Below are 21,592 nucleotides of genomic sequence, written 5' to 3' on the forward strand. Positions count from 1 at the left end.
ACCCGGTGACCGCGGGGATGTTCAGCGTCCCGACCGCGGAGACGATCACGAAGACCATCAGCACGTACTGCACGACGAGCCCGACGAGCTGGGAGGGCTTGCCCTGCGGCGAGAACCGGGCGACGTATTCGCCGCCCTTGCCGTGGGTGAGCTTCTCGTCGACGCGGACCTTGCGCAGCAGCTTGCTGATCCCGGCCCGGATGAGCCGGGCGATGATGTAGCCGATGATCAGGACCAGCAGGGCCCCGATCACGTTCGGCACGTAGTTCAGGAACGTGGTGAAGGCATTCTGCAGCGACTGCAGAATGTCGAAGCCTCCTCCACTGGAGGGTGCGGCAGGCATGGATTCTCCTCGGTCGGAACGGGCCGGCACGGGCATTTCCCGATCGGCCCCTGCCGCGAAACCGAGAGGAACGTGTCGAGGTCGACAATGGTTCCCGGGGCTCGTCAGCTCCGGGATGCGGGACCGGGCTCGCCACCACGGGCCGGCTCCCGGGCGTCCGTGACGAACCGGGCGGACGTGCGCGCCGTCGTGTCGACGGTGAGCCCGAAGACGTCCGGCCGGGCGTAGTGGCCGGCCGGGTCGAACTCCCGGCGGGCCAGCCGCGCGACGGCCGCGTCGATCTCGGCGTACAGGATGCCCTCGGCGTGGAACAGCGGGCCGGCCAGGACCGTCCCGTCCGGCCCGACGATCGCCGCCCCGCCGCGCGACATGGTGTCCTCCTCGCCGCCGTAGGACGCGTCCCGCTCCGGCAGGGTGGACGGCACGTCGCAACCGCGCAGGTAGGAGTTCGTGCCGACGACGAAGGTCCGCCCCTCTCTCGCGATGTGCCGCAAGGTGGCCGGCCAGCAGTCGCTGGTGTCCCACGTCGGCGCCAGGTGGATGTCCATCCCGCGGGCGTAGAGCGCCGCCCGGGCCAGCGGCATGTAGTTCTCCCAGCAGATCAGCCCGCCGAGCCGGCCGAACGGGGTGTCCAGCACGGTCAGCGACGAGCCGTCGCCCTGGCCCCACACGGTGCGCTCGCCCCCGGTCGGCATGAGCTTGCGGTGCCGTCCGGCGAGCGACCCGTCCGGGGCGAAGTACAGCAGTGTGTTGTAGAGCGTCCCGCCCGACGGGTCCCGCTCGTTCACGCCGACGGCCAGCCAGGCCCGGGCGGACCGCGCGGCCTCGCCCATCCGGCGGGTCGCCGCCGAGGGGACCTCGACCGCCTGGTCGGCGAGCTCGCGGTAGTAGCCGGCGTCGCTCCAGGCCGGCACCCGCCACACCCAGTCCGGGTAGGTCGGGACGAACGCCTCGGGGAACACGATCAGTCCGGCGCCCTCGGCCGCAGCCGTCGCCGTGAGGTCGGCGACCTTCTCGACGGTCGCGTCCCGGTCCAGGAACACCGGAGTGGCCTGGACCGCCGCCGCGACGACCGGCCTCACTTCACGCCCCACGCGACGACGAGCTCGCACGGGCCCTCGAAGCCGTCGCCGGTCTCGTGGGCGGCCAGCTCCTCGGTGATCTCCTGCCACGCCGCGTCGCGCTCCGCAGGCGACAGCCCGGCCAGCATCTGGTGCAGCGCGCCGAACGACTCCCGTTCGAAGCGCACGCACTCGGCGGCCGACGGCAGCCGCAGCGGGGCCGGCACGGTCCGCGCGCCGACGTCGCGGAAGCCGGCCCGGCGCAGCGCGTCCTCCAGCACGCCGGGCCCGCCGAGGCTGAACGGCCCCGGCTGGCCGGGTGCCGGGGCGGGCAGCTGCGCACGGCGCCGGATGATCGACACCGGGACGGAGAAGAACGCGTTGCGCTCGGCCGTGGAGTAGACGACCGCGGCGACCCGCCCGCCCGGGCGCAGCGCGCGGTACTGGCCGGCCAGCGCGGCGGCCCGGTCCGGGAAGTAGATCAGGCCGAGGCGGGAGACGACGGCGTCGAAGGTGCCGGCCTCGACGTCGAGCCGCTCGCCGTCCAGCTCGCGGACCCCGACGACCTCGTCCAGGCCCTCGGCGGCGGCGTCCGCGGCCGCGCGCTCCAGGATCGTCGGGCTGATGTCGGTGGCCAGGACGTGCCCGGACGGCGCGACCCGCCGTGCTGCGGCGAGCGTCTGGCCACCGGCGCCGGCCGCGACGTCGAGCACGACGCTGCCCGCGGTCACGCCCGCGGCGTCCAGCATCAGCGTGGTGGCCTCGCCGAGCCAGGTCTCCAGTGTCGGTCCCCAGGCGTGCCAGGCCGGGGCCGCGTCCTGCCACTGGGCCCGGGTCGTCTCCTTGTACCGGGCGGGGTCGAACGTGATGGTCATCGGGAGCTCCTCGTCGTCGGTGCCTGATCCCCACCCCGACGGCGCCAGGAAGCGGCTGGCACCCGCCAGGACCCGGCGCGCGATTCGCGCGATCGGATCGGGCGGCGCGGCATAATCCCGACGCATGGCGTTCGTGGGCCGCGCCCGTGCGTTGTCGCGCCTGCTCGGCGCGGTCGCGGAGGCGGGCGGCGGGCGGGCCCGGCTCGTGCTGGTCGGCGGCGAGGCCGGCATCGGCAAGACGACGCTCGTCGGCGAGGCGGCCGCCCGCAGCGAGTGGTCGGTCGGCTGGGGAACGTGCGCGGATGCGGACCGGGCGCCCGCGTTCTGGCCGTGGACGACGGCGTTGCGGGGCCTGCGCGCGACCGGTCCGGAGGATGCGCCACCGGCCGCGGACGCCGCCGAGCTGGCCCGGCTCCTCCCGGAGCTGACCGAGCCGGGCCTCCCGGCCGCCGAGCCGCCCGCCGACCCGGAAGCGGCCCGGCTGCGCCTGTTCGACGCGGTCGCCCGGTCCCTGGAGCGGCTCGCGCGGCGCGCACCCGCGTTCGTCGTGCTGGACGACCTGCAGTGGGCCGACGATTCCACGCTGGCGCTGCTGGACTTCGTCACGCGCCCGTACCGGCCGGTGCCGCTGGTGATCGTCGCGGCCTACCGGCACGACGAGCTCGACGGCGGCCGGGCCTCGACGGTCGCCGAGCTGGCCGCGCGGGGGGAGTCGCTGGTGCTGCACGGCCTCGCCGTCGGCGAGGTGCACGAGCTGCTCGGCGCCGTGGGCGGCGCCGCCACCGCCGAGCGATGGGCGGCCGAGGTGCACCGGCGCACGGACGGTCACCCGTTCCTGGTGCACCAGCTCGCGGAGATGCTCGCCGACCCGGCGCAGCCGGCGGACGCCGTACCCAGCGCCGCGCGCGACCTGGTGCTGCGCCGGGTGGACCGGCTCGGCGAGGGCAGCCGCCGGCTCGTCGAGGCCGCCGCGGTGGCCGGCACGGAGCTGCTGACCGACGTCCTCGGCGAGGTCTGCGGCGTCGACGCGACCGAGCTGGCCGAGCGGGTGGCCGACGGCGTGCGCGCGGGGGTGCTCGTCCCCGGTGCGGGCGGGGCGCGGACGCGGCTGGCCCACGACCTGGTCCGGGAGACCGTCGCGGCGGAGCTCCCGGTCGCACGGCGGCTGGAGCTGCACCAGCAGCTCGTCGAGACACTCGAACGCCGGCACGCCCGCGGGCTCCCGGTCGAGGCGGCGGACGTGGCCCGGCACGCCGCCGCGGCCGTCCCGCTGCGGGGCGGCGCGCCCGCCGTCCACTGGGCGCGCGCGGCCGCCGCCGCCGAACGCTCCCGGCTCGCGTTCGCCGAGGCCGCCACCCACCTCGTCCGCGCCCGCCGGGCCCTCGAGGACGCGGGAGCACCGGGGGCCGGGCCGCAGCTGGTCGACCTCCTCGTCGACGAGGCCGACGCGCGCGCCCGCTCCGGCGACGCGTCCGCGGCACGGGTCCTGCTCGACGACGCCCGCCGCCGCGCCGACGCCCTCGGCGACGCCGACCGCCTCGGCCGGGTCGCGCTCGGCGTCCAGCGCCTGGGCGCGCGATTCGCGATGGCCCGCGACGCGATCGTCGAGGAGCTCGAGACGGCGCTGGCCGGGGTGCGTGGTGCCGGCACCGCGCTGGAGGCCGAGCTCACCGCCGGCCTCGCCCGTGAGCTGCACCATTCGGTGCCCGCCCACCGGGTGCGGGCGGCGCCGCTGTCCGAGCGGGCGCTGGACGTGGCCCGCACGCTGGACGACCCGGCGACGCTGGCCGCCTGCCTGCTCGCCCGGCACGACGTGCTGTGGACGCCCGGTCGGGCCGCGGAGCGCCGGGAGCTCGCACGGGAGATCACGGCGCTGGCCGAGCGCACCGGTGATGCCGAACGGCACGCCGAGGGCCTCCTGCTGACCGCGAACGCGCTGCTCGAGCTGGGGTCGCCGGCGTACCGCGCCGTGCTCGGCGACTACCTGCACGCCGCCGAGCGGTTCCACCAGCCCCGGCACGACTACCTGGCGCTGACCCGGCGCGCCGCGCTGGCCGTCGTCGACGGACGGCTGGACGACGGCGAGCGGCTGATCGACGAGGCGAGCGCGCTCGGCGAGCGGATCGGCGAGCCGGACACCGGCAACGTCCGGATGTCCCAGCTGCTGGGGCTGGTCCGCGCACGCGGCGATCCCGACCAGCTGCGGGCCACCGCGGCCGAGGCCGTGCGGTGGTGGGTCGGCGTCCCCTCGCACGCGCACGCGACGGCAGCCGGGTTCCTGGCGCTGAGCGGGGAGCCCGACGACCTCGACGGCGCGCGCCACCATCTGGACATCGTGCTGGCGCTGGACACGTGGCGCGACGACCGCTCCTACCTGTGGCCGGTGTTCGTCGGCGGCATGACGACGGCCGCGGTGCGACTCGACGACCGCGCGGTGTGCGCCCGGCTCCTGGCCGAGCTGGAACCGGTCACCGACGCGTGCGGGGTGAACGGAGCTCTGGTCTGCTTCATGGGCAGCAACGCCCACTGGGCCGGTCAGCTGGCCGCAGCGCTGGGCGACCGGGCCGGCGCGGAGCGGTGGCTGTGCCGGGCACTGGACGTGCACCGGCGGCTCGGCGCCCGCGCGTGGGAGGCCGAGACGCGTGCGGAGCTGGCGGCGCTCGGGGCCGGGGACGGCCACCGCGAGCGGGCCGCGCGGACCGCCGCGGAGCTGGGCCTGCACGCCGTGACCGCGCGCCTGGGAGGCACGGCGCCGTCCGGCGCGCGGGACGTTCCCGGCGACCCACCGGCCGACGCCGAGCTGTGCCGCGACGGCGAGCTGTGGCGCGTCCGCCACGGCGACACCACCGTGCACCTGCCCGACCTGAAGGGGCTGGCCGACCTCGCCGCGCTGCTCGCGCGGCCCGGCCGGGACGTCCACGTCCTCGAGCTGGCCGGGACGGTCGAGCACGACCGGGCAGGCGGTCCGCTGCTCGACGCCACCGCCCGCGCCGCCTACCGCCGCCGCCTGGCCGAGCTCGACGACGACCTCGCGTCGGCGCGCCGCGACCACGACGACGGACGCAGGGAGCGCGCCGACGCCGAGCGCACGGCACTGCTCGACCAGCTCCGGGAGGCGGCCGGGCTGGCCGGCAGTGACCGGCCGCTCGGCGTCGAGACGACGGAACGGGCACGGAAAGCCGTCAGCGGCCGGCTGCGGGAAGCGATCCAGCGCGTCGGGACCGTCCTCCCCGAGCTCGGCGCGCACCTCGACCGGTCCGTCCAGACGGGCACCCTCTGCCGGTACGACCCGCGCGAGCGCATGACCTGGACGTTGCACGCGGCGCCACCGCCTGCCGGACGTACGGGGCGGTAGGACCTGGTCTGCGACTGTCGATCCGTACTGCGCAGGAGACGATCGGTGCAGCGAGCTGACCGCCCATCCGGCCATGCCGTACGCCCGAAGGGACCAGGAACTCCCTGCGGGGTGTCGAATTCGTACCGGTAAGCACCACGATGGGTGGGTGCCCGCCCGCGACCGATCGGCGACCGGCGACGGCGACGACGGCAAGGCAAGCGACGGTGACCGTTCGGCCCCCACGGTCTGGGAGGACGTGGCGCTGTCCGACGGGACCACGGTGCTGGTGCGCAGCGTCGAGCCCCGTGACGCCGAGGAACTGGCGACGGGGTACCGGTCGCTGAGCGAGAGAAGCGCCTACCAGAGGTTCTTCACCATCCTGCCAGCGCTCTCACCTCAACAGCTGCGGTTCTTCACCCACGTCGATCACCGTGACCACGAGGCGGTGGGGGCCGTCGCGCCCGAGACGGGGCACGGTGTGGGGATCGCCCGGTTCATCCGCAGCGACAGCGACCCGGCCAGCGCCGAGCTCGCCATCGTCGTCGTCGACGACTGGCAGCGGCGCGGCGTCGGGTTCCAGCTCCTGCGCGTACTGCTGCGCCGGGCCCGCCAGGAGGACGTCACCACGATCAGCGCCGAAGTCCTCACCGAGAACTCGGCTCTGCTCGGGCTCCTGCGCCACTTCGGGCCCGTGGACACCGAGGTGTCCGGGGCCACCACCACCGCCACGCTGCGGTTGCCCTCGAACCCCGACATCGAACGGTGAGTCAGTTGCCGCTCACTGTGTCCTTCACGGGCCCCGGTGTTGATCGCTGTGCGGTCGGTACGGAGTGCCGCCGGCTCGGACGACCGACAACCCCGGATGGGAACGCCCGAAACCCACACCACGTGGGTTCGGGCGTCCGGGATGTCCTGAGACATCAGGATGGTGCCCCCGGCAGGAGTCGTGCCACTCCACGCACTCCTGGTCTGACTCCCAGCGGTCGGACTGGGCGAGGTCCTTCACCGAATCGATCGCCCCGACGCCCTGTTGGCGAGCGAGCTTGTCGGTCGAGACGTAAGTCGCCGGCCGGCCGGCGGCTGCTGCGGGGTGGTGCTCATGGTGGCGAGCCCGCCGATCAGCGCGGTCGCCGCCGGTCGCCGCCGGTCGCCGCCGTCAACTCGTCGTGACTGGCACAGCCCCTGGACCACGTTCGATCGGTGTGCTGCTCGTCGCCAGTGCGGTAGTGGTGACGTACACCGTGCTCGCCGTCGATGTCTGGCGGCGGGTGTACGGTCGTCGTCTGCGGTCGAACCCGCTGGCTGCGGCGTTCCAGATGCCGGTCGAGTCCTCCCAGGACACCGACATGAAGCTCACGCGGTCGACCGGTGCCTCACCACGGAACGCGCCCCCGCAGCGCGACCGATGGCGATCTGTGACCCACGCCGGGCAGCGTCTCGCTCACCACGATAGAGGCTGGTACACCGACAGCTGATAGGGGGCCTCTCGTGTACGCCGAGACACCGCGCACGATCCTCCTGGCCGGCGCGCTGGGCTCCTTCGAGATGGTGAGTATCACCTACTACTGCGAACAGCTCGCTCGCAGTGGACAACACGAGCTGCACCTCAACATGACAGCTGTGACGGACTGCCACCGTGTGGGCCTCGACGGGCTGCACGCGCTGATCGCTGGGCCCTCCACCATGGCCATCTCCATCAGCGGTGCGCGTTGGGCCCACTTCATGCTCATGCTCAGCACCGCGCCCATGCTCGAGGTCCGAGCCTTGTGCGACTCCGCTCGCACACTCGTCCGTGGCCTGCCGCCTCCGATCGCCGGCGCCACCCCGGAACCCGAGCTCGCCTAGCGAGCACGGGAGTCCGGCATCGCACCCTGGGCGGGATGGATCGATCGTGGTCGACGCCGGCACCACCCTCGCCCCGGGCAGGCTCCCGACGGTGGTGCGATGAGCATGAAGCAGGACACGCGGGCCTAGTCTGGTTCGGCCGCACGGCAGGCGGGCCCGGAGGGACGGCATGACGAGCGATCCCGGCGATCTGGTCATGACTTCGAGCGAGATGAACCCGCTCGAGACCATGATGTGGCGTGCCGAGGTCGACCCGCGCCTGCGGTCGCCGGTCGTCATCCTCGACGTCCTGGACAGGCCGCCGGACCGGGACCGGGTCGTCGCTTCCCACGGGTGGGCGACGCGGTTCGTGCCGCGCCTGCGCGAGCGCGTCCTGGAGCCGTGGGGCGACTGGGGCACGCCGACCTGGGTGCCCGACCCGGATTTCGCGCTCCCGCACCACCTCGGCCGCGCGCAGGTGGCACGACCCGGTGGGCGCCGTGAGCTCCTCGACCTCGCGGCGTCGATGGCTCTGACCCCGTTCGACCGGGAGCGCCCCCCGTGGGAGGCGAAGATCGTCACCGGACTCGCGGGCGGGCGGGCGGCGTACGTGCTCAAGGTGCACCACTCCGTCGCCGACGGCATGGGCCTGGTGCAGATCCTGCGCATGCTGCACAGCGGGGTGCGCGAGCACACCGACCTTCCCGACCACCCCGAGCCCGACCGGCACGGCCCCTCGCGGTGGGGGCTCACCGTGAGCCAGGCGACGCGAACCGTCGCGGCCGTGCCGACCCGGACGCTGGACCTGGTGTCCGCCGGCGCCGGCCTGCTCGGGCGGCTCGTCACGCGGCCCCTGGCGACGGTCTCCGACGGCTCGGCGTTCCTCGGGTCGGCGCTGCGCGCGGCCGTCGGGCCGGTGGTGCCCCGGTCGCCGCTGCTGCGCCGCCGGAGCCTGGAGCGCCGCTTCGAGGCGCTCGAGGTGGACCTCGGCGCACTCAAGGCCGCCGGGCGCGCGGTGGGCGGATCGCTCAACGACGCGTACCTGGCCGCTCTGCTCGGCGGGATGCGTCGCTACCACCAGCGGTTCGGCGCCATCCCCGAGCACCTCGCGATGGGTATGCCGGTGAACACGCGGGACGCCGACGACCCCGTCGGCGGGAACCACTGGGCCGGTACCCGCTTCGCGGCACCCCTGGGCGACGCCGATCCCGTCGCGCGCATCCGGCACGTCCGGGAGGTCGTCCGGCGGACCACCGGCGAGCGGGTGGTCGACGGCCTCGGCCTCATCGCCCCGCTGCTGGCCGTGCTGCCGCCGCCGCTGCTCGCGCTGATCCAGGGCGGGGCGACGAGCGCCAACGACCTGCAGGCCAGCAACGTCCCGGGTATGACGGGGCCGGCTTACCTGGCGGGCGCCCAGATCGTGCGCAGCTACGCGTTCGCGCCGTTGCCGGGCGGCGCGGCGATGATCACGCTGACCTCCCACGGCGACACGTGCTGTGTCGCGGTGACCCTCGACCCGGCCGCCATCACCGACCCGGACGCGTTCCTCGAGGACCTCCGGGCCGGCTTCGACGAAGTCCTCGCCCTCGCTCCCGTGGACTGAGCTGCCCCGGCGGCTGAGCGCTCGCTCACTGCGGGGGTTGCCGGGGCGGTCCGGTCGGGCACCCGAACGCACCATGCCGACAACGGACTACCGCGGCGCCGCCACCCTGCCGCGCTGGCCCGAGCCACTGCGGATCACCACAGCCGCCCACGGTGACCAGGTGCGGGTCCTGCGCCGGCACCTCACGCATTGGCTCGACGGGGACCACATCGACGCCGATGTCATCGACGACCTCGTCCTGGCCACCTCCGAGGCGCTGGAGAACAGCTGTGACCACGCCTACGCGGGCGCGTCGGTCAGCGGAGAGATGACGTTGGCGGCCCGTCCCGTCGACCACGGGGTGGTCATCACCGTGGGCGACGACGGCCACTGGCAGCCGACAGCCGCACCCGGGACACGCGGACGGGGCCTGGCCATGATGCGCACGCTGGTCGACGACGTCGCCGTCCACGTCGGCGCGGGCGGCACCCACATCGCTCTGACCCTCTACGGGGTCGGTGGCTGAGACCCGCTCGGGGGTGCGGGCACACCGTGCACGTCACGTCGTCCGTGTGCTCGTGGTGTCCGTCAGGAGCTCGCTGTGGAGCGTCGGTCGCCCGGCGTGGAGGCCGTGTCGAGCGCGGCCTCGGCGGCGGGTCCGAACGTGTCGGGTGGCACGACGCCCTGCCGGGTCGTCGCTGGTTCTGCGGCTCTCAGGTGCGTCGACCCGAGCGATTGCTCAGCGCCTGTTCGCTGGAGTCGCGCACGCCGACCACCTCCGAGTGCCGGATCAAGGTGCCGTCGGGCGTCGTCGTGCAGCCCGTCGGTTCGCTCTGCTCGAAGGACTCGGCAAGACGGTGGAGAAGTTGTTCCGCGTGCTCGTCGTCGACACCCTGCAGCACGATCTCGTGCCCGCCCCGCAGGAGAACCGTCACCCGCCTGCTCATCTCCGCTCACCTCTCGTCGTCGCCACCGTGGCACGGACAGGCCACGATGTCAGCGGGCGACCGTCGACCAGGTGGCCCACCTCGAGTCCGGCTCCGGGCGTTCCGTTCGCCGATCGGTGCGGACGACGACACCCTGCCGGAGCCGGCGCGATCGGCTCGCTCTGGCCCTCTCCGCAGTCGGTGGCTGAGCCGGGCGGGTGGGTCTGCAGGGTCACGATCCCGGCCGGAGGATGCTGGTGAGGTCGACCGTGCGGCCCACGACGCTGCGGGCCAGGTCGGTGAGGCGCAGCCCGTGCTCGCGGGCGTGACCGCGCAGCAGCGTGAACGCCTCGTCGGGATGCACGTCGCCCGTGGCGGCGACCACGCCTTTGGCCTGCTCGATGATGACCCGGCTGTTGAGCGCGCCCTGGAGCTGCTCCTGCACGGTCTCGGCGCGGCGCACCGCGCGTTCGTGCAGCAGTCCGATGGTCGCGGCATCGGCGAGGGCCTGACCGAGCCGGGCGTCGGGGTCACCGAGGGTGTGCCGGTCGATGTGCAACAGGGTCAGCACCCCGATGATCTCGCCACGCAACCGCATCGGCAGCGCGTGCGTGGCGCGGAACCCGGCATCCTCGGCGCCCCGGGCGTACTGCGGCCACCGCTGGTGAGCCCCGGAGGTGGTGAGGTCCTCGCTGATCACCGGCATCCCGGTGCGGACGCAGTCCACGCACGGGCCACCGTCGATCGCGACGGCGAACACCTCGAGCAGCCGGGAACGCTCCGACGAGGCCGCGGCCACCGACAGGCCGCCGGTGGGACCGGTGCCGTCGGTCAGGATCACGCCGGCGGCGGAGACGTCCAGCAGTTCGACGCAGCGCTCGGCGAGCATGGTCAGCATGTCCAGGGCGTCGAAGTCCTGGACCAGGGTGTCGGTCAGGGTCAGGAACGTGTCGATGACCTGGGTCTCGCGGCCGTCGTTCATCAGTCGTCGGTCTCCGGGGACGTATCAAGGGGCTGGGGGCTCTCGTGCGGGTTCGCCGGCGGATGGCCGTGCCGGTCGGGCTGCTCGGTCGCGACGTCGCCGAGGACCAGGTCGCGGTCGATGATGCGCCGGGCCACGTCGTCGACCGGCTCTCCGCGGCTGAAGGCGTAGGCCCGGATGCGCAGCATCGCGGCGCCCACGTCGATGTCCCGCTGGGCGGAGACCATCCCGGACGCCACGTGGACGTTCGCGTGCACGTGGGGCAACCACGTCACGGGGGGCCAGCGCTGCCGATCCGGGCCCGAGCCCTCCGGCCGTGTCTCGGTGCGGGAGGTGTCCGCGGTGAGCGGACCCTCGGCCGGCTCGGGGTTCCCGGCGAGTTCGAGCAGCGCCTCGGTCGCCAGCCCCGCGAGGGCCACGGCGTCGGCGAGCTGGTCGTCGGAGAGCCCGCCGACGGTGCACCGGTGCAGGTCGAGGGTGCCCAACCGGACCGCGCCCACCTGCAACGGGAGGGAGAACACCGCGGCCGCCCCGGCGCGGAGCGCTTCGGGCGCGAACCCCGGCCAGCGGGTCGTCTCCGCGGCGAGCTCGGCGACCAGGACCGGCGCCGCGGCGCTGTAGGCGTCCAGACACGGGCCCTCTCCGGTGGTGAGCTGGAGGTCCTCGAGCCGCTCCGTCGACGCACCGGTGGCCGCGAGCTGGTCGCGGTGCCCGCTCCGGGCGGCGTCGGCGCTGCCCATCACGGTGATCCCGGCACCGTCCACCCCGACCTCCAGGACGGTGACCACGCACAGCCGGTTCAACTGGCTCCACAGCGCGTTCGTCCATCGCGGCGGCCGGACCGAGCTCGCTGTCGGGCCTCCCGCCGGGACGCGTGCCGTCGCCGAGCCGTCCTCCGTCCGGAGGGCGTCCCCGGCGTCGTCGAGCAGGGCCACCAGTCGCCGACGCCGCGCGTCGACGTCTGTCTCGCCGGAGTCCTCGGCGCCGTCGTGGGCGGTCACCGGTCGCCCCCTCCCGCTGCGCCCGTCCCGGCCCGCGCGACCCGAAGGGCGTTCGGGGTGTCGTCACCACCCGAGCGACCCAGGAGGTGGCCGGACCACCGGTCGTGGTCGATGAACCCACGCGCGATCGAGCGAGTGGGGGCCGCCGGCTGCCGGGTCAACCGAGCTGGACGTCGTCGCCGGGCACGTCGTGCTCCCGGTCGGACCCCCGTTGGTGCCCGATGGGGCCGTCGCTGACACTCCCTCGCCGGGATCGTCCGGCCGCGACTCGCCGCCTCCCGCGGCGCGGCGCGGTCGGGGAGGGCGTGCTGGAGGGTCCCGGCGACCGGAGCCGGTTGTGCGCCACCCCTCCTCGACGCGTGCGGGTGGCGCGGACGGGATACCCCTCGGGTGAACGTGCTGCGGCCGGACACCCGACCGCTCGGCGAGCTGGTGCCCAGACCCGTGCTCCTCGCCTCCCCGGTCCGCGCAGGGCCGGTCGGACGCGACGACCACGAGGCCACGGAGGCCACTTGAGCTCGACCACCCTGGCACGGACCACCCGGGCCGATCGTCCCGCCATGGAGCACCGCCCGTCGAGCGAGCCCGCGGCGGACACGATCCCCGCACCGCCCGCCGGCGACACGACGACGGCCACGACCCCGACGACCGCGCACCTCTCGGATGCTGACGTCGAGGCCCTCGGCGTCGAGCTCGACGGGATCCGCCGCGGCGTCGTGGACGACCTCGGCGACGACGACGCCCGCTACATCCGGCGCGTCATCGCCGTGCAGCGCGGCCTCGAGACCGGCGGGCGCGCCCTGCTGCTCGTCTCGGTCCTGCCGCCCGCCTGGGTCGGCGGGACGGCGGCGCTCTCGGTGGCCAAGATCCTCGAGAACATGGAGATCGGCCACAACGTCCTGCACGGGCAGTGGGACTGGATGAACGACCCCGAGATCCACTCCTCGACCTGGGAATGGGACTCCGCGTCGTCGGCCGACGGCTGGAAGCACTCCCACAACTACGTGCACCACACCTACACGAACGTGCTCGGCAAGGACCGCGACATCGGCTACGCGACGCTGCGCGTCGATCCCGAGCAGCCCTGGAAGCCGCACCACCTGGCGCAGCTGCTGATCAACGCGGGGCTCGCGCTCGGCTTCGAGTACGGCATCGCCATCTACGACATCGAGCTCGAGGAGGTCGTCGCAGGGCGCAAGCCCTGGGCCCAGGCCCGCACCGAGCTCGGCGGCCTGTGGCGCAAGGTCCGCGGCCAGATCGCCAAGGACTACCTCCGCTGGCCGCTGCTGTCCGGGCTGTCGGCGCCGACCACACTCGCGGCCAACCTGACCGCCAACGTGGTCCGCAACGTCTGGACCCACGCGGTGATCTTCTGCGGTCACTTCCCGGCGGACGCGGAGACCTTCGCCGAGGAGCAGCTCGACGGCGAGACCCGCGGCCAGTGGTACCTGCGCCAGCTGCTGGGCTCGGCCAACCTCGACGGCTCGCCGCTCATGCACCTGATGACCGGCAACCTCTCGCACCAGATCGAGCACCACCTGTTCCCGGACATGCCCTCCAACCGCTACGCCGAGGTCGCCCCCGCGGTCCGCGCCCTCTGCGAGCGCTACGGGCTCCCGTACACCAGCGGTCCGCTACACCGGCAGTACGCCGGTGTGCTCGCCACCATCGCCCGGATGTCGCTGCCCGGCGGCGCCCGGTCCTGACGCGGGCGCCGTCCGCGTCCCCATCGAGTCACCACTTCGAGGAGAACACCGTGCCCAGCCCCTCCGGCGGAGGTTTCAACATCCTGCAGTCGCTGCGGGCCGGCCAGCAGCGCGCCCAGGCCGAGGCCCAGCAGTACACCCAGCAGCAGACGGCGAGCCCGGCGGGCGCGTCGGTCGATCAGACCGAGCGCACCGTCGCCCTGGACTCCCGAGGCGCCCGGCGCGCCCGGCGCTGATGACCTGGCCGGGGCGGGGTCTCGGAGGTCCGTGGGGCCGGCCCTCCGCCCCGGTCTCTCACCGGGCGCCGGCGCCGCACCCGCAGGCGTCGGCTCCCATCGGAGGCGCAGCCGCCACGTCCCCGAACAGCTCGGGGAACGACGACACCTCGGGCGCCGAGACGAGACGGCGCCCGAGCCCCTCGACGTGGAGGCACCCGCCCGCCCACCGGAAACGATGGCTCAGGGCGGCCAGCAGTTCGAGGACCGGAGCGTCACTTCCCCGCAGGCGGGTGAGGTCGACGCTCAGGTGTCGGCCGCCGGCGCGGATCAGGTCGTCGACGGCGCGCTCGAGGGAGTCCATCAGCGGCGGACGTGCCCATCCCGTCAGCAGGATCTGGACGACGTCACCCGCGGTCCAGACCACCAGCACCCCCGGACGGACGTGCACGGACGACCCCCTAGCACCACGTGACCGACACGGTGTCCGGGGCCGGGGACACGCCACCCGATCACCGGGCGAGCCGCCCGCCACGCTAGCCGCGCGGACGATCACCCACCACTCGCGGGAGCCCTCACCGGTGACCTCCGGCGACCCGCTGCCCACGAAGGCGAGAGCATGGAACCGACATCCACGGCCATGAACAGCGAACCCGCGACCGGCGGTCGCCCCGCACCGGCGACCGCTCCCGGTCGAGACCTGTTCCCAGAGCTGGTCCGGATGGTCAAGCAGGCGGGGCTCCTGCGTCGGCGTCGCGGCGCCTACCTCGGCCTGTTCGCCTTCACCTACGTCCTCGTGGCCATGGGCGTCGCCACCTTCGTCGTGCTCGGGGCGTCGTGGTGGCAGGTGCTGACCGCTGTGTTCGCCGGGCTCGTCTCCACCCAGCTCGCGTTCGTCGGCCACGACGCCGGCCACCGGCAGATCTTCGCCCGGAAGCCGACGAACGACGTCGTCGGGTACCTGCACGGCTGTCTGGTCGGGATGAGCTTCGGCGCGTGGGTGGACAAGCACAACCGCCACCACGCGCAGCCCAACCACGCCGACGAGGATCCCGACATCGACATCCCGGTGCTGGCCTTCAGCGCCGATCAGGTCGCGGGTCGGCGGGGTCCGGCGCGGTGGATCGTCGCCCACCAGGCCTTCCTGTTCTTCCCGCTGCTGCTCCTGGAGGGCTGGAGCCTGCACCTCACCTCGGCGCAGGCCGCGCTGCGCGGCGAGGTGCGCCGCAGCCGGCTCGAGCTGGCCCTGCTCGCTGTCCACGTGATCGGCTACCTCGGCGTCCTGTTCTGGATCCTCACGCCGCTGCAGGCGATCGTCTTCGCAGTCGTGCACCAGGGCGTGTGGGGGGTCTACATGGGGCTCGCGTTCGCGCCCAACCACAAAGGCATGCCGATCATCGAACCCGGCCGACGCCTGGACCACCTGCACAAGCAGGTCCTGACCGCCCGCAACGTGCGCGGCGGCCCGGTCGTCGACTACCTCCTCGGGGGCCTCAACCACCAGGTCGAGCACCACCTCTTCCCCGGCATGCCGCGGCCCAACCTGCGGCGCGCCCAGGTCCTCGTGGCCGCCTTCTGCGCCGAGCACGCCCTGCCCTACACCCGGACCGGCGCGCTCGACTCCTACGGGCAGGTCCTGCGCCACCTGCACGCCCTCGGCGCACCGCTCCGGTCGTCTCACCCCCCACGCGTCGACCGTTGCGCCGTGTAGTCTCGAATCGTTGCAGTCCTGTTTTCCTCGCTTTGCGCGCCGGACCACACGACAACGGCTTGCGCGCATCCGGGAACGACCTCGGTGCAGCGACCGGCAATGCCGCCGGCAGGTCCCTGCGGCGGCCACGCGACCGAGAAGAGAAATCCTGTGATCGAAGGAACCGTCAAGTGGTTCAACGCCGAGAAGGGTTTCGGCTTCATCGCGCCCGATGACGGGAGTAAGGACGTCTTCGTCCATTACTCCGCCATCGAGTCGGGCGGCTACCGTTCGCTCGAGGAGAACCAGCGCGTGGGCCTGACCGTCTCGCAGGGCCAGAAGGGTCTGCAGGCCGACTCGGTGCGTCCGCTCTGATCACCGGTGTGTCGCCGGGCGGAGTCCGCGGAAGCCGCCCGGCCACACCTCTCGCCCCGACGGAGTCGGCCACGGCGCTCCGCGCCGCCGTATGGTCCGCACACGCACGTCGTGGAAACGCTCCCGCGCCGTCGTTCTCCGACGACGGCGGCGGATCGGTGTTCGACGCCCACGGGCGCTGCGCCCGGATCCAGCCCCTCGGGTCGCGCACACGGATCACCCTGCTCAGGAACGGCCGCTCCGTCGTCGAGGCCGAGGTCGACACCGGTCGCCTCATCGAGCGCCTCGCTCTCGTCGGGGCTGCCTACGACACGCTCGTCGCCGCGCTCGCCGAGGAGAACGGCCCGGGGACACGCCCGGACTGAGGTTCAGGTCCGCCGGCGCGCCCGTGGCCCCGCCGACCCGGCGCCAAGACCCCGGCCATCTGCTGAGACGCACCGCCACCCGGCCCAACAACGGCACCACTTGTCGGGCCGTCCTTGTGCGCGGAGAGGAGTACATGACACCGTCGACGGCAGCTGCGGGCATCGCCATCGACCATCAGGGCTGGCGGACTTCGGTAGTACGGCCCCCGGGGACCATTGGGCGTCCCCAGAGAGTTGCCGGTCCCCCCCCATGCTCGATTCACGGCCGCGTCGCGGCAGGCTTCCACAGTTGCACGGTCGGCGTTGAGCCATGACCACGCCGGACGACGTCACCCGGAGATCGCACGCGAGCGCGCACCTGAGCGTCGGTGGCCTCGGAGACGACCTGGCCGCAGCCTCGCTGCGCAGGTCGGCCGAGGGTCTACTGTCCTGCGGCATCGCCGAGCTGACTGTGGACCTGTCGGCCCTCGGCGACGCCTACCCCAGCTTCGTCACCACCCTCGCCAGGCTGACCACGACGACTCGAGCGCACAGCTGCGAGCTGTTCCTCGTCGGACTGCACCGCCCTGCGGTGCTCGCGGCTCTCCACGAGGCGCCCCTCGACGAGCTGTTCGCCGTCTACCGGGCCGCGTGCCTGCACGACACCGCCCCGACCACGACCGTCCCACCGGTACCCGGCCGCAGCGCCGTGTCCGCGTGGATGCCCGGGCCGACACCGATAGCCACATCGGCGTCGGCTCGGGGCCTGGTTGCGTCCGCCGCACCGTGGGGGGACTCGGCGGACGCAACCGGCGCTCCCCGGCACGCTCGCGCCGACCACGACATCGATTCTCTGATCATGAGCGAGGGAGCCGGAATGACCAGTACCGACAGCACGAAGGCCACCGAGTGGTTCGATCGCGACCGTCTCGTCGAGCTCCATGTCCTGGCCGCCAACGGCGACGCGGCCGCCGCAGCTCACGCGGACAAGTGGATGGCCCACGACCCCGTGGCACGACGCATGTGGGACAGCGTGGCCCGTACGTGCACCGAACTCGGCGCCTCTTCGGCCTGAAGCGATCACCTGATCGCCGGTCTCCCGCGGATGGAGCCCCGATCGTCCCGTCGACCGTGGCACCCGTTCCGGGGGCCGAGCGGCGCCGCTGCCGCCTCCTCGGGAGGACCATGATCTGCGAGGACCAGCACGAGCCGCAGAAGCGGCGAGACATCTGTTGGGCCGAGTTCATGCTCTCCCTGGCGTCCGGGCTCGCTCGTGAGGCGAGTGCCGAGGCGCTGAGATACCGCGCTGCGGCCGACGGTGTATCCCTGCACGCGACAGCACTCGCCGTGCTGTCGACCGGACCGATCGAGCAGCTGCTGATCGACCCGCCACCGACACCGGAGCAGCGGACGCTTGACAGACACCTGTACGCGCTCCCCCCGGACGCGACGACGACGAGCCACGCCCGACCCCCTCCACATCGACGCCGCTGAGGGTCGCTCGCACCAGCCGGCCCGCCGCCCCTTGCGCTCGGGGCGCCAGAGAGGACAGACATGGCCCGGAAGAGCCCGCATGCGCGGCAGGACGAGCGCGACGTCGAGCGAGCCGCGCGGATGATCGCCGACGCGCACGGACTGACCAGTGCTCAGGGCTTCCACGCGCTGGGAGACCGCGCCGCGCACGCCGGTATCTCGCTCCATGCTGCAGCGCTCGCTGCGGTGTCGACCAGCCCCCGCGACGAGCTCTGGTAGGGGAGCCGGACCCGGCCCGCAGTCTGCCCTGGCGTTGCCGACCCCTCGCGATCCACCACAGCCGACAGCACGACGAAGGACGACCATGAGCTCCACCGAGGCCACGAGCGTCACCGAGCACGGAGCGGACCCGTCGTGCACCGTCTGCCCGCATGCCTGGTCGGCCCACGACGCACTCGGGCGACGCTTCTGCACCGCCACCTGCGACGTGCGCTGGTCCCGGACGTGCATCTGCCCGGCGCTCACGCCCCCGGGCAGCTGACCGCCCTCGAGCGCTTCAACGGCACCGACGCGTCCGAGGTGGTGAGGACGCGCGGTCAGGTGTGATCACCCGACGCTCGGGAGCCGTTCTTCGAGCGTCGCGAAGGGGCGCGGGTCGTGTCGGTGGACCTGCCGTCGCCGTGGGCGCCGGTCGGTCGCCACCACCGGCGAACTGGTCCGCAAGCTCGTCCTCGACCCCACCCGCGACTACCAACCAACCCGACCCAGAACGCACGAAACCCCGAACCCGCGAGGGTTCGGGGCTATGCGGATGTCCTGAGACACCACATGGTGCCCCCGGCAGGATTCGAACCTGCGCTCCCGCCTCCGGAGGGCGGTGCTCTATCCCCTGAGCTACGGGGGCGAACCGGTCACGAGCCTAGCGCACGGGCGACGCAGCCCCGACGCTCGGGTGATGGCCCACGCAGAGATCCACCAGGACCACAGTATCGACGCCGCGGACCTCGCCGCCCTCGCCGGGCGCACCCTCGCGGTGATCGGGTTCGGCAACCAGGGCGCGGCCCAGGCAGCCAACCTGCGCGACTCGGGGCACACGCCGGTCGTCGGCAACCGGGACGACGAGTACGCGACGGCGGCGAGCGAGGAGGGCTTCGACCTGCGCTCCATCGCCGCCGCGGCGGAGGCGGCGGACATCGCCCTGCTGCTGGTGCCCGACGAGGTGCAGCCCGACCTCGTGCGCAGCGAGGTCGCGCCCGGGCTGCGCGCGGGCGACACCCTGGTCGTCGCCAGCGGCTACAACTGGCACTTCGGGCTGCTCGACGTGCCCGACGGCGTCGACGTCGTCATGGTGGCCCCGCGGATGATCGGCGCGGCGGTGCGCGACCGCTACGTCGACCGGCACGGCTTCCCCTGCTTCGTCTCGGTGGAGCGCGACGCCACGGGGCGGGCGTGGGAGACGACGCTGGCGGTGGCGCGGGCGATCGGGGGCACGCTCGGCGGAGCGATCGTCTCCAGCGCGCGGGAGGAGGCGGCGCTCGACCTGTTCAGCGAGCAGGCGGTGTGGCCGGCGATCCTCGACGTCGTGCGCACCGCACACCGCGTCGCGATCGAGGCGGGGTTCAGCGAGGAGGCCGTGCTCAACGAGCTCTACCTGTCCGCCGAGCCCGCCGAGGTGTTCGCGCACGTCGCCCGCGACGGCCTGTTCGGCCAGCTGGGGCTGCACTCGCGGACGTCGCAGTACGGGCAGCTGCGGTCGCTGACGGCGCTCGACGAGCAGGGCGAGCTCGCGTCGCGCTTCGCCCGCGTGATGCACGACGACATCCTGTCCGGGGAGTTCGCGCGGGAGTGGAGCCGGCCGGAGGCGGGGGAGCGGCTCGAGGCGCTGCACCGCGAGGTCGCCGCGAGCCCGATCGCGGCGGCCGAGGCACAGGTGCGGGCGCGCCTGGGGGACTGATCGCCGTCTCGGTGACGATCGGCGTCGGATCCGACCGGGATCGTCACCGAGACCGCGATCATGACCGCCGAGGATCGAGCGGGCGGATTTCCTGACGTCTGACGTCAGCGTGGCCCCCACGCTGACAACACCCCGTGCGTCGGTCAGCCGCCGTGCATGCCGTGCGGCATGCCGGCGTGGGGGTCGGCGGGGGCGGGGAGGGGCGCCGCGCCGCGCTCGGCGAGCATCTGCGTCATCGTCGCCGACTCGGCGGTCTGGGACGCGACCATGCTCTCGGCGAGCGCGCGCACCGCCGGCACCGAGGCCTGCGCGGCCGCCGCCTGCATCATCGACAGGCCGCCCTGGTGGTGGCGCAGCATGAGCTGCAGGAACGCGACGTCGAGGTCGCGCCCGGTCGACGCCCGCATCCGCGCGAGGTCGTCCGGCGAGGCCATGCCCGGCATGGCCGCGGTCGGCATGCCCATCCAGCCCATGTACTGCCCGCCGGGGGGCCGGAGCGGCTGGCCCCACAGGGTCAGCCAGCCCTCCATGCGCCCGACCTGCGAGGTCTGCGTCGACTCGATGTCGAAGGCGATCTGGCGGATCTGCGGGTCGGCGGTGTTGTTCCGCGCCCACACGGCCATCTCGACGGCCTGGCCGTGGTGCACGACCATGTCCTGCAGGAAGCCGACGTCGATCGAGCCCTCGGCGGGCCCGTACGTCGTCGCCGTCGAGCGCCCGAGCGCGATGCCGCCGATGACGCCGACGAGCACGAGCAGCAGCGCCAGGCCCCCGGCCACGACCGCCTTCGCCCACGGCGGGCTCGCCGACCACCAGCCGCCCGGTCCGCCGCCGTCCCCGGAGCCGTCGTCGTCGACGGGCGGGGGCGGGTCGGTCCGGTCCACCTCGGTCTCCGTGCCGGCCGCCACGATCAGCCGCCGTTCCCGGCCTGGGCCCCGCGCCCGTCCATCGTCACCGCGTCCGGCGGCGGGGGAGAGGCGTCGAAGGGCGGCGGGTTGTCCGGGTCGAAGTAGCCCGGCCCGAGCGCGTCGCAGCTCGCCCCGACCTCGGGGTAGGTGTACTGGTTCTGGCGCAGCGAGGAGATGAACTGGTCGATCCGCGGGTCGTTCGGGTCGGCGAGCTTGAGCTCGTGGCCCCACGACTGCAGCGAGATCGGCTGGTCGAGGCCCGGGTAGGGCGACATCATCGTGTAGTCCTGGCCCTGCACCCTGGCCGCGAGCGTCTGCACCGCGGGCCCCGAGATCTGGTCGGGGTTGTAGGCGATCCACACCGCGCCGTGCTCGAGAGAGTGGACCATGTTCTCGCTGCGCACCGGGGTCGGGTAGACGACGCCGTTGCACGCCGCCCAGTAGGCGTCGTGCGGGCCGCCGAACGGGGGCGAGCGGTCGTAGGCGACGCGCTGCTGGGCGTTGACGTGCTGCTGGCCGGCGTACTGCCCGGTGACGATGCCCGGGATCGCGAGCGAGGGGTCGCGGTTGTCGTCGCTGGGGCGCCAGGCGCTGACCTCGCTCTCGCGGGAGAGCGCGAAGCCGATGACACCGACGGCGAGCACGACGATGACCGCGATCGCGCCGATCAGCAGCCACGGCACCTGGCGCCGCGTGGCGACGGCGGGGCGCTTGCCGCGGGTGACCGGGTTGGGCCCGCGCTTCGCGTTCGGGCGCTGGCCGTTGCCGCGCTGACCCCCGCGCTGCCCGTTGCCCCGCTGGCCGCCGCTCTTCCCGCGCGCCGGCCCGGAGCCGGAGGACGACCGCCCGGTGCTCGACCCGGAGCTCGACCCGGATCTGCGGCCGGACCCACCACTCGCCATGCCCGCGAGTTTACGGAGGGGCCGTCACGCCCCGGTGACCCCCCGTGATCGTCCGTCCGGTGACTCCGGGACGAGGACCCGCAGGCAGCGGTCC

General features: G+C 73.7%; 24 protein-coding genes and 1 tRNA gene. 15 read left to right on the forward strand and 10 right to left on the reverse strand.

The window, feature by feature from the left end; translation table 11 throughout:
* The 3 genes from ACFPK1_RS29705 to ACFPK1_RS29715 form a co-directional block, all read right to left on the reverse strand.
* Nucleotides 1-343: mechanosensitive ion channel family protein (locus ACFPK1_RS29705; RefSeq protein WP_417281744.1), on the reverse strand; the 343-nt coding region annotated here is incomplete at its 3' end.
* Nucleotides 344-447: 104 nt separating this feature from the next.
* Entirely contained in the window at nt 448-1,425 is a 978-nt protein-coding gene (locus tag ACFPK1_RS29710) for a carbon-nitrogen hydrolase family protein (RefSeq protein ID WP_378024555.1), read from the reverse strand.
* Nucleotides 1,422-2,279, reverse strand: a complete 858-nt coding sequence (locus ACFPK1_RS29715) for a class I SAM-dependent methyltransferase (protein WP_378024556.1) — start codon at nt 2,277-2,279, stop codon at nt 1,422-1,424. Before ACFPK1_RS29715 ends, ACFPK1_RS29710 begins: the two co-directional genes overlap by 4 nt.
* A 124-nt stretch (nt 2,280-2,403) precedes the next feature.
* Between ACFPK1_RS29715 and ACFPK1_RS29720 the strand changes: the two genes are divergently transcribed.
* The 6 genes from ACFPK1_RS29720 to ACFPK1_RS29745 all read left to right on the forward strand — a co-directional run bounded on the left by ACFPK1_RS29720 (nt 2,404) and on the right by ACFPK1_RS29745 (nt 9,548).
* The gene (locus tag ACFPK1_RS29720) at nt 2,404-5,634 is read left to right on the forward strand and encodes an ATP-binding protein (RefSeq protein WP_378024557.1); all 3,231 of its coding nucleotides are present in this window, start codon (nt 2,404-2,406) and stop codon (nt 5,632-5,634) included.
* Nucleotides 5,635-5,782: 148 nt separating this feature from the next.
* Nucleotides 5,783-6,382 (forward strand): GNAT family N-acetyltransferase, encoded by a 600-nt coding sequence (locus tag ACFPK1_RS29725; RefSeq protein WP_378024558.1) that lies wholly within the window; start codon nt 5,783-5,785, stop codon nt 6,380-6,382.
* A gap of 436 nt (nt 6,383-6,818) precedes the next feature.
* Nucleotides 6,819-7,091, forward strand: coding sequence for a hypothetical protein (locus ACFPK1_RS29730; RefSeq protein ID WP_378024559.1), 273 nt, complete (start codon nt 6,819-6,821; stop codon nt 7,089-7,091).
* Nucleotides 7,092-7,104: 13 nt separating this feature from the next.
* A complete protein-coding gene (locus ACFPK1_RS29735) occupies nt 7,105-7,461 on the forward strand; it encodes a hypothetical protein (RefSeq protein WP_378024560.1) in 357 nt (118 codons plus the stop codon).
* A gap of 169 nt (nt 7,462-7,630) precedes the next feature.
* Nucleotides 7,631-9,043 carry a wax ester/triacylglycerol synthase domain-containing protein gene (locus ACFPK1_RS29740; protein WP_378024561.1) on the forward strand — a complete coding sequence of 471 codons (1,413 nt, stop codon included), beginning with the start codon at nt 7,631-7,633 and terminating at the stop codon, nt 9,041-9,043.
* Between the two features lie 73 nt (nt 9,044-9,116).
* The gene (locus tag ACFPK1_RS29745) at nt 9,117-9,548 is read left to right on the forward strand and encodes an ATP-binding protein (RefSeq protein WP_378024562.1); all 432 of its coding nucleotides are present in this window, start codon (nt 9,117-9,119) and stop codon (nt 9,546-9,548) included.
* Nucleotides 9,549-9,735: 187 nt separating this feature from the next.
* Here ACFPK1_RS29745 and ACFPK1_RS29750 read toward each other — a convergent pair whose 3' ends face one another.
* The 3 genes from ACFPK1_RS29750 to ACFPK1_RS29760 all read right to left on the reverse strand — a co-directional run bounded on the left by ACFPK1_RS29750 (nt 9,736) and on the right by ACFPK1_RS29760 (nt 11,931).
* Nucleotides 9,736-9,969, reverse strand: coding sequence for a hypothetical protein (locus tag ACFPK1_RS29750; protein WP_378024563.1), 234 nt, complete (start codon nt 9,967-9,969; stop codon nt 9,736-9,738).
* A 211-nt stretch (nt 9,970-10,180) separates the two neighbouring features.
* Nucleotides 10,181-10,930 carry a GAF and ANTAR domain-containing protein gene (locus ACFPK1_RS29755; protein ID WP_378024564.1) on the reverse strand — a complete coding sequence of 250 codons (750 nt, stop codon included), beginning with the start codon at nt 10,928-10,930 and terminating at the stop codon, nt 10,181-10,183.
* Nucleotides 10,930-11,931 carry a GAF domain-containing protein gene (locus ACFPK1_RS29760; RefSeq protein ID WP_378024565.1) on the reverse strand — a complete coding sequence of 334 codons (1,002 nt, stop codon included), beginning with the start codon at nt 11,929-11,931 and terminating at the stop codon, nt 10,930-10,932. Before ACFPK1_RS29760 ends, ACFPK1_RS29755 begins: the two co-directional genes overlap by 1 nt.
* Nucleotides 11,932-12,491: 560 nt before the next feature.
* Here ACFPK1_RS29760 and ACFPK1_RS29765 point away from each other — a divergent pair.
* The gene (locus ACFPK1_RS29765) at nt 12,492-13,637 is read left to right on the forward strand and encodes a fatty acid desaturase family protein (RefSeq protein WP_378024566.1); all 1,146 of its coding nucleotides are present in this window, start codon (nt 12,492-12,494) and stop codon (nt 13,635-13,637) included.
* Nucleotides 13,638-13,687: 50 nt separating this feature from the next.
* Nucleotides 13,688-13,873, forward strand: a complete 186-nt coding sequence (locus ACFPK1_RS29770; protein WP_378024567.1) for a hypothetical protein — start codon at nt 13,688-13,690, stop codon at nt 13,871-13,873.
* A gap of 58 nt (nt 13,874-13,931) precedes the next feature.
* On the opposite strand, the gene ACFPK1_RS29775 is transcribed toward ACFPK1_RS29770, so the two are convergent.
* Nucleotides 13,932-14,303 carry an STAS domain-containing protein gene (locus ACFPK1_RS29775; RefSeq protein WP_378024568.1) on the reverse strand — a complete coding sequence of 124 codons (372 nt, stop codon included), beginning with the start codon at nt 14,301-14,303 and terminating at the stop codon, nt 13,932-13,934.
* A gap of 270 nt (nt 14,304-14,573) precedes the next feature.
* On the opposite strand from ACFPK1_RS29775, the gene ACFPK1_RS29780 reads away from it, so the two are divergent.
* From ACFPK1_RS29780 to ACFPK1_RS29805, 6 genes are all read left to right on the forward strand, one after another.
* Nucleotides 14,574-15,563, forward strand: a complete 990-nt coding sequence (locus tag ACFPK1_RS29780; protein WP_378024569.1) for a fatty acid desaturase family protein — start codon at nt 14,574-14,576, stop codon at nt 15,561-15,563.
* Between the two features lie 150 nt (nt 15,564-15,713).
* A complete protein-coding gene (locus ACFPK1_RS29785) occupies nt 15,714-15,917 on the forward strand; it encodes a cold-shock protein (protein ID WP_378024570.1) in 204 nt (67 codons plus the stop codon).
* 158 nt (nt 15,918-16,075) lie between these two features.
* Nucleotides 16,076-16,282 (forward strand): hypothetical protein, encoded by a 207-nt coding sequence (locus ACFPK1_RS29790; RefSeq protein ID WP_378024571.1) that lies wholly within the window; start codon nt 16,076-16,078, stop codon nt 16,280-16,282.
* A 310-nt stretch (nt 16,283-16,592) separates the two neighbouring features.
* Nucleotides 16,593-17,336, forward strand: a complete 744-nt coding sequence (locus ACFPK1_RS29795; protein WP_378024572.1) for a hypothetical protein — start codon at nt 16,593-16,595, stop codon at nt 17,334-17,336.
* 479 nt (nt 17,337-17,815) lie between these two features.
* On the forward strand, nt 17,816-18,013 hold the full coding sequence (locus tag ACFPK1_RS29800) for a hypothetical protein (RefSeq protein ID WP_378024573.1): 198 nt from the start codon (nt 17,816-17,818) through the stop codon (nt 18,011-18,013).
* Between the two features lie 85 nt (nt 18,014-18,098).
* Nucleotides 18,099-18,275 carry an RGCVC family protein gene (locus ACFPK1_RS29805; RefSeq protein ID WP_378024574.1) on the forward strand — a complete coding sequence of 59 codons (177 nt, stop codon included), beginning with the start codon at nt 18,099-18,101 and terminating at the stop codon, nt 18,273-18,275.
* Between the two features lie 288 nt (nt 18,276-18,563).
* On the opposite strand, the gene ACFPK1_RS29810 is transcribed toward ACFPK1_RS29805, so the two are convergent.
* Nucleotides 18,564-18,638, reverse strand: a tRNA-Arg gene (locus tag ACFPK1_RS29810).
* Between the two features lie 51 nt (nt 18,639-18,689).
* On the opposite strand from ACFPK1_RS29810, the gene ACFPK1_RS29815 reads away from it, so the two are divergent.
* Nucleotides 18,690-19,688, forward strand: coding sequence for an NAD(P)-binding domain-containing protein (locus ACFPK1_RS29815; RefSeq protein ID WP_378024575.1), 999 nt, complete (start codon nt 18,690-18,692; stop codon nt 19,686-19,688).
* Between the two features lie 143 nt (nt 19,689-19,831).
* Here ACFPK1_RS29815 and ACFPK1_RS29820 read toward each other — a convergent pair whose 3' ends face one another.
* Together ACFPK1_RS29820 and ACFPK1_RS29825 are read right to left on the reverse strand one after the other, a co-directional pair.
* On the reverse strand, nt 19,832-20,572 hold the full coding sequence (locus ACFPK1_RS29820) for a DUF305 domain-containing protein (protein ID WP_378024576.1): 741 nt from the start codon (nt 20,570-20,572) through the stop codon (nt 19,832-19,834).
* Between the two features lie 26 nt (nt 20,573-20,598).
* Nucleotides 20,599-21,498, reverse strand: coding sequence for a DUF3105 domain-containing protein (locus ACFPK1_RS29825; RefSeq protein ID WP_378024577.1), 900 nt, complete (start codon nt 21,496-21,498; stop codon nt 20,599-20,601).
* Nucleotides 21,499-21,592 lie beyond the last annotated feature (94 nt).

Source organism: Actinomycetospora rhizophila (assembly GCF_042657905.1).
GTDB classification, from domain to species: domain Bacteria; phylum Actinomycetota; class Actinomycetes; order Mycobacteriales; family Pseudonocardiaceae; genus Actinomycetospora; species Actinomycetospora rhizophila.

Bases quoted from the DNA above. Each gene is read 5' to 3' on its own strand.
- ACFPK1_RS29715 (WP_378024556.1), bottom strand. From the start codon at position 2,279: ATGACCATCACGTTCGACCCCGCCCGGTACAAGGAGACGACCCGGGCC.
- ACFPK1_RS29720 (WP_378024557.1), top strand. From the start codon at position 2,404: ATGGCGTTCGTGGGCCGCGCCCGTGCGTTGTCGCGCCTGCTCGGCGCG.
- ACFPK1_RS29740 (WP_378024561.1), top strand. From the start codon at position 7,631: ATGACGAGCGATCCCGGCGATCTGGTCATGACTTCGAGCGAGATGAAC.
- ACFPK1_RS29745 (WP_378024562.1), top strand. From the start codon at position 9,117: ATGCCGACAACGGACTACCGCGGCGCCGCCACCCTGCCGCGCTGGCCC.
- ACFPK1_RS29750 (WP_378024563.1), bottom strand. From the start codon at position 9,969: ATGAGCAGGCGGGTGACGGTTCTCCTGCGGGGCGGGCACGAGATCGTG.
- ACFPK1_RS29755 (WP_378024564.1), bottom strand. From the start codon at position 10,930: ATGAACGACGGCCGCGAGACCCAGGTCATCGACACGTTCCTGACCCTG.
- ACFPK1_RS29765 (WP_378024566.1), top strand. From the start codon at position 12,492: ATGGAGCACCGCCCGTCGAGCGAGCCCGCGGCGGACACGATCCCCGCA.
- ACFPK1_RS29780 (WP_378024569.1), top strand. From the start codon at position 14,574: ATGGTCAAGCAGGCGGGGCTCCTGCGTCGGCGTCGCGGCGCCTACCTC.
- ACFPK1_RS29795 (WP_378024572.1), top strand. From the start codon at position 16,593: ATGACCACGCCGGACGACGTCACCCGGAGATCGCACGCGAGCGCGCAC.
- ACFPK1_RS29800 (WP_378024573.1), top strand. From the start codon at position 17,816: ATGGCCCGGAAGAGCCCGCATGCGCGGCAGGACGAGCGCGACGTCGAG.
- ACFPK1_RS29805 (WP_378024574.1), top strand. From the start codon at position 18,099: ATGAGCTCCACCGAGGCCACGAGCGTCACCGAGCACGGAGCGGACCCG.
- ACFPK1_RS29815 (WP_378024575.1), top strand. From the start codon at position 18,690: ATGGCCCACGCAGAGATCCACCAGGACCACAGTATCGACGCCGCGGAC.
- ACFPK1_RS29825 (WP_378024577.1), bottom strand. From the start codon at position 21,498: ATGGCGAGTGGTGGGTCCGGCCGCAGATCCGGGTCGAGCTCCGGGTCG.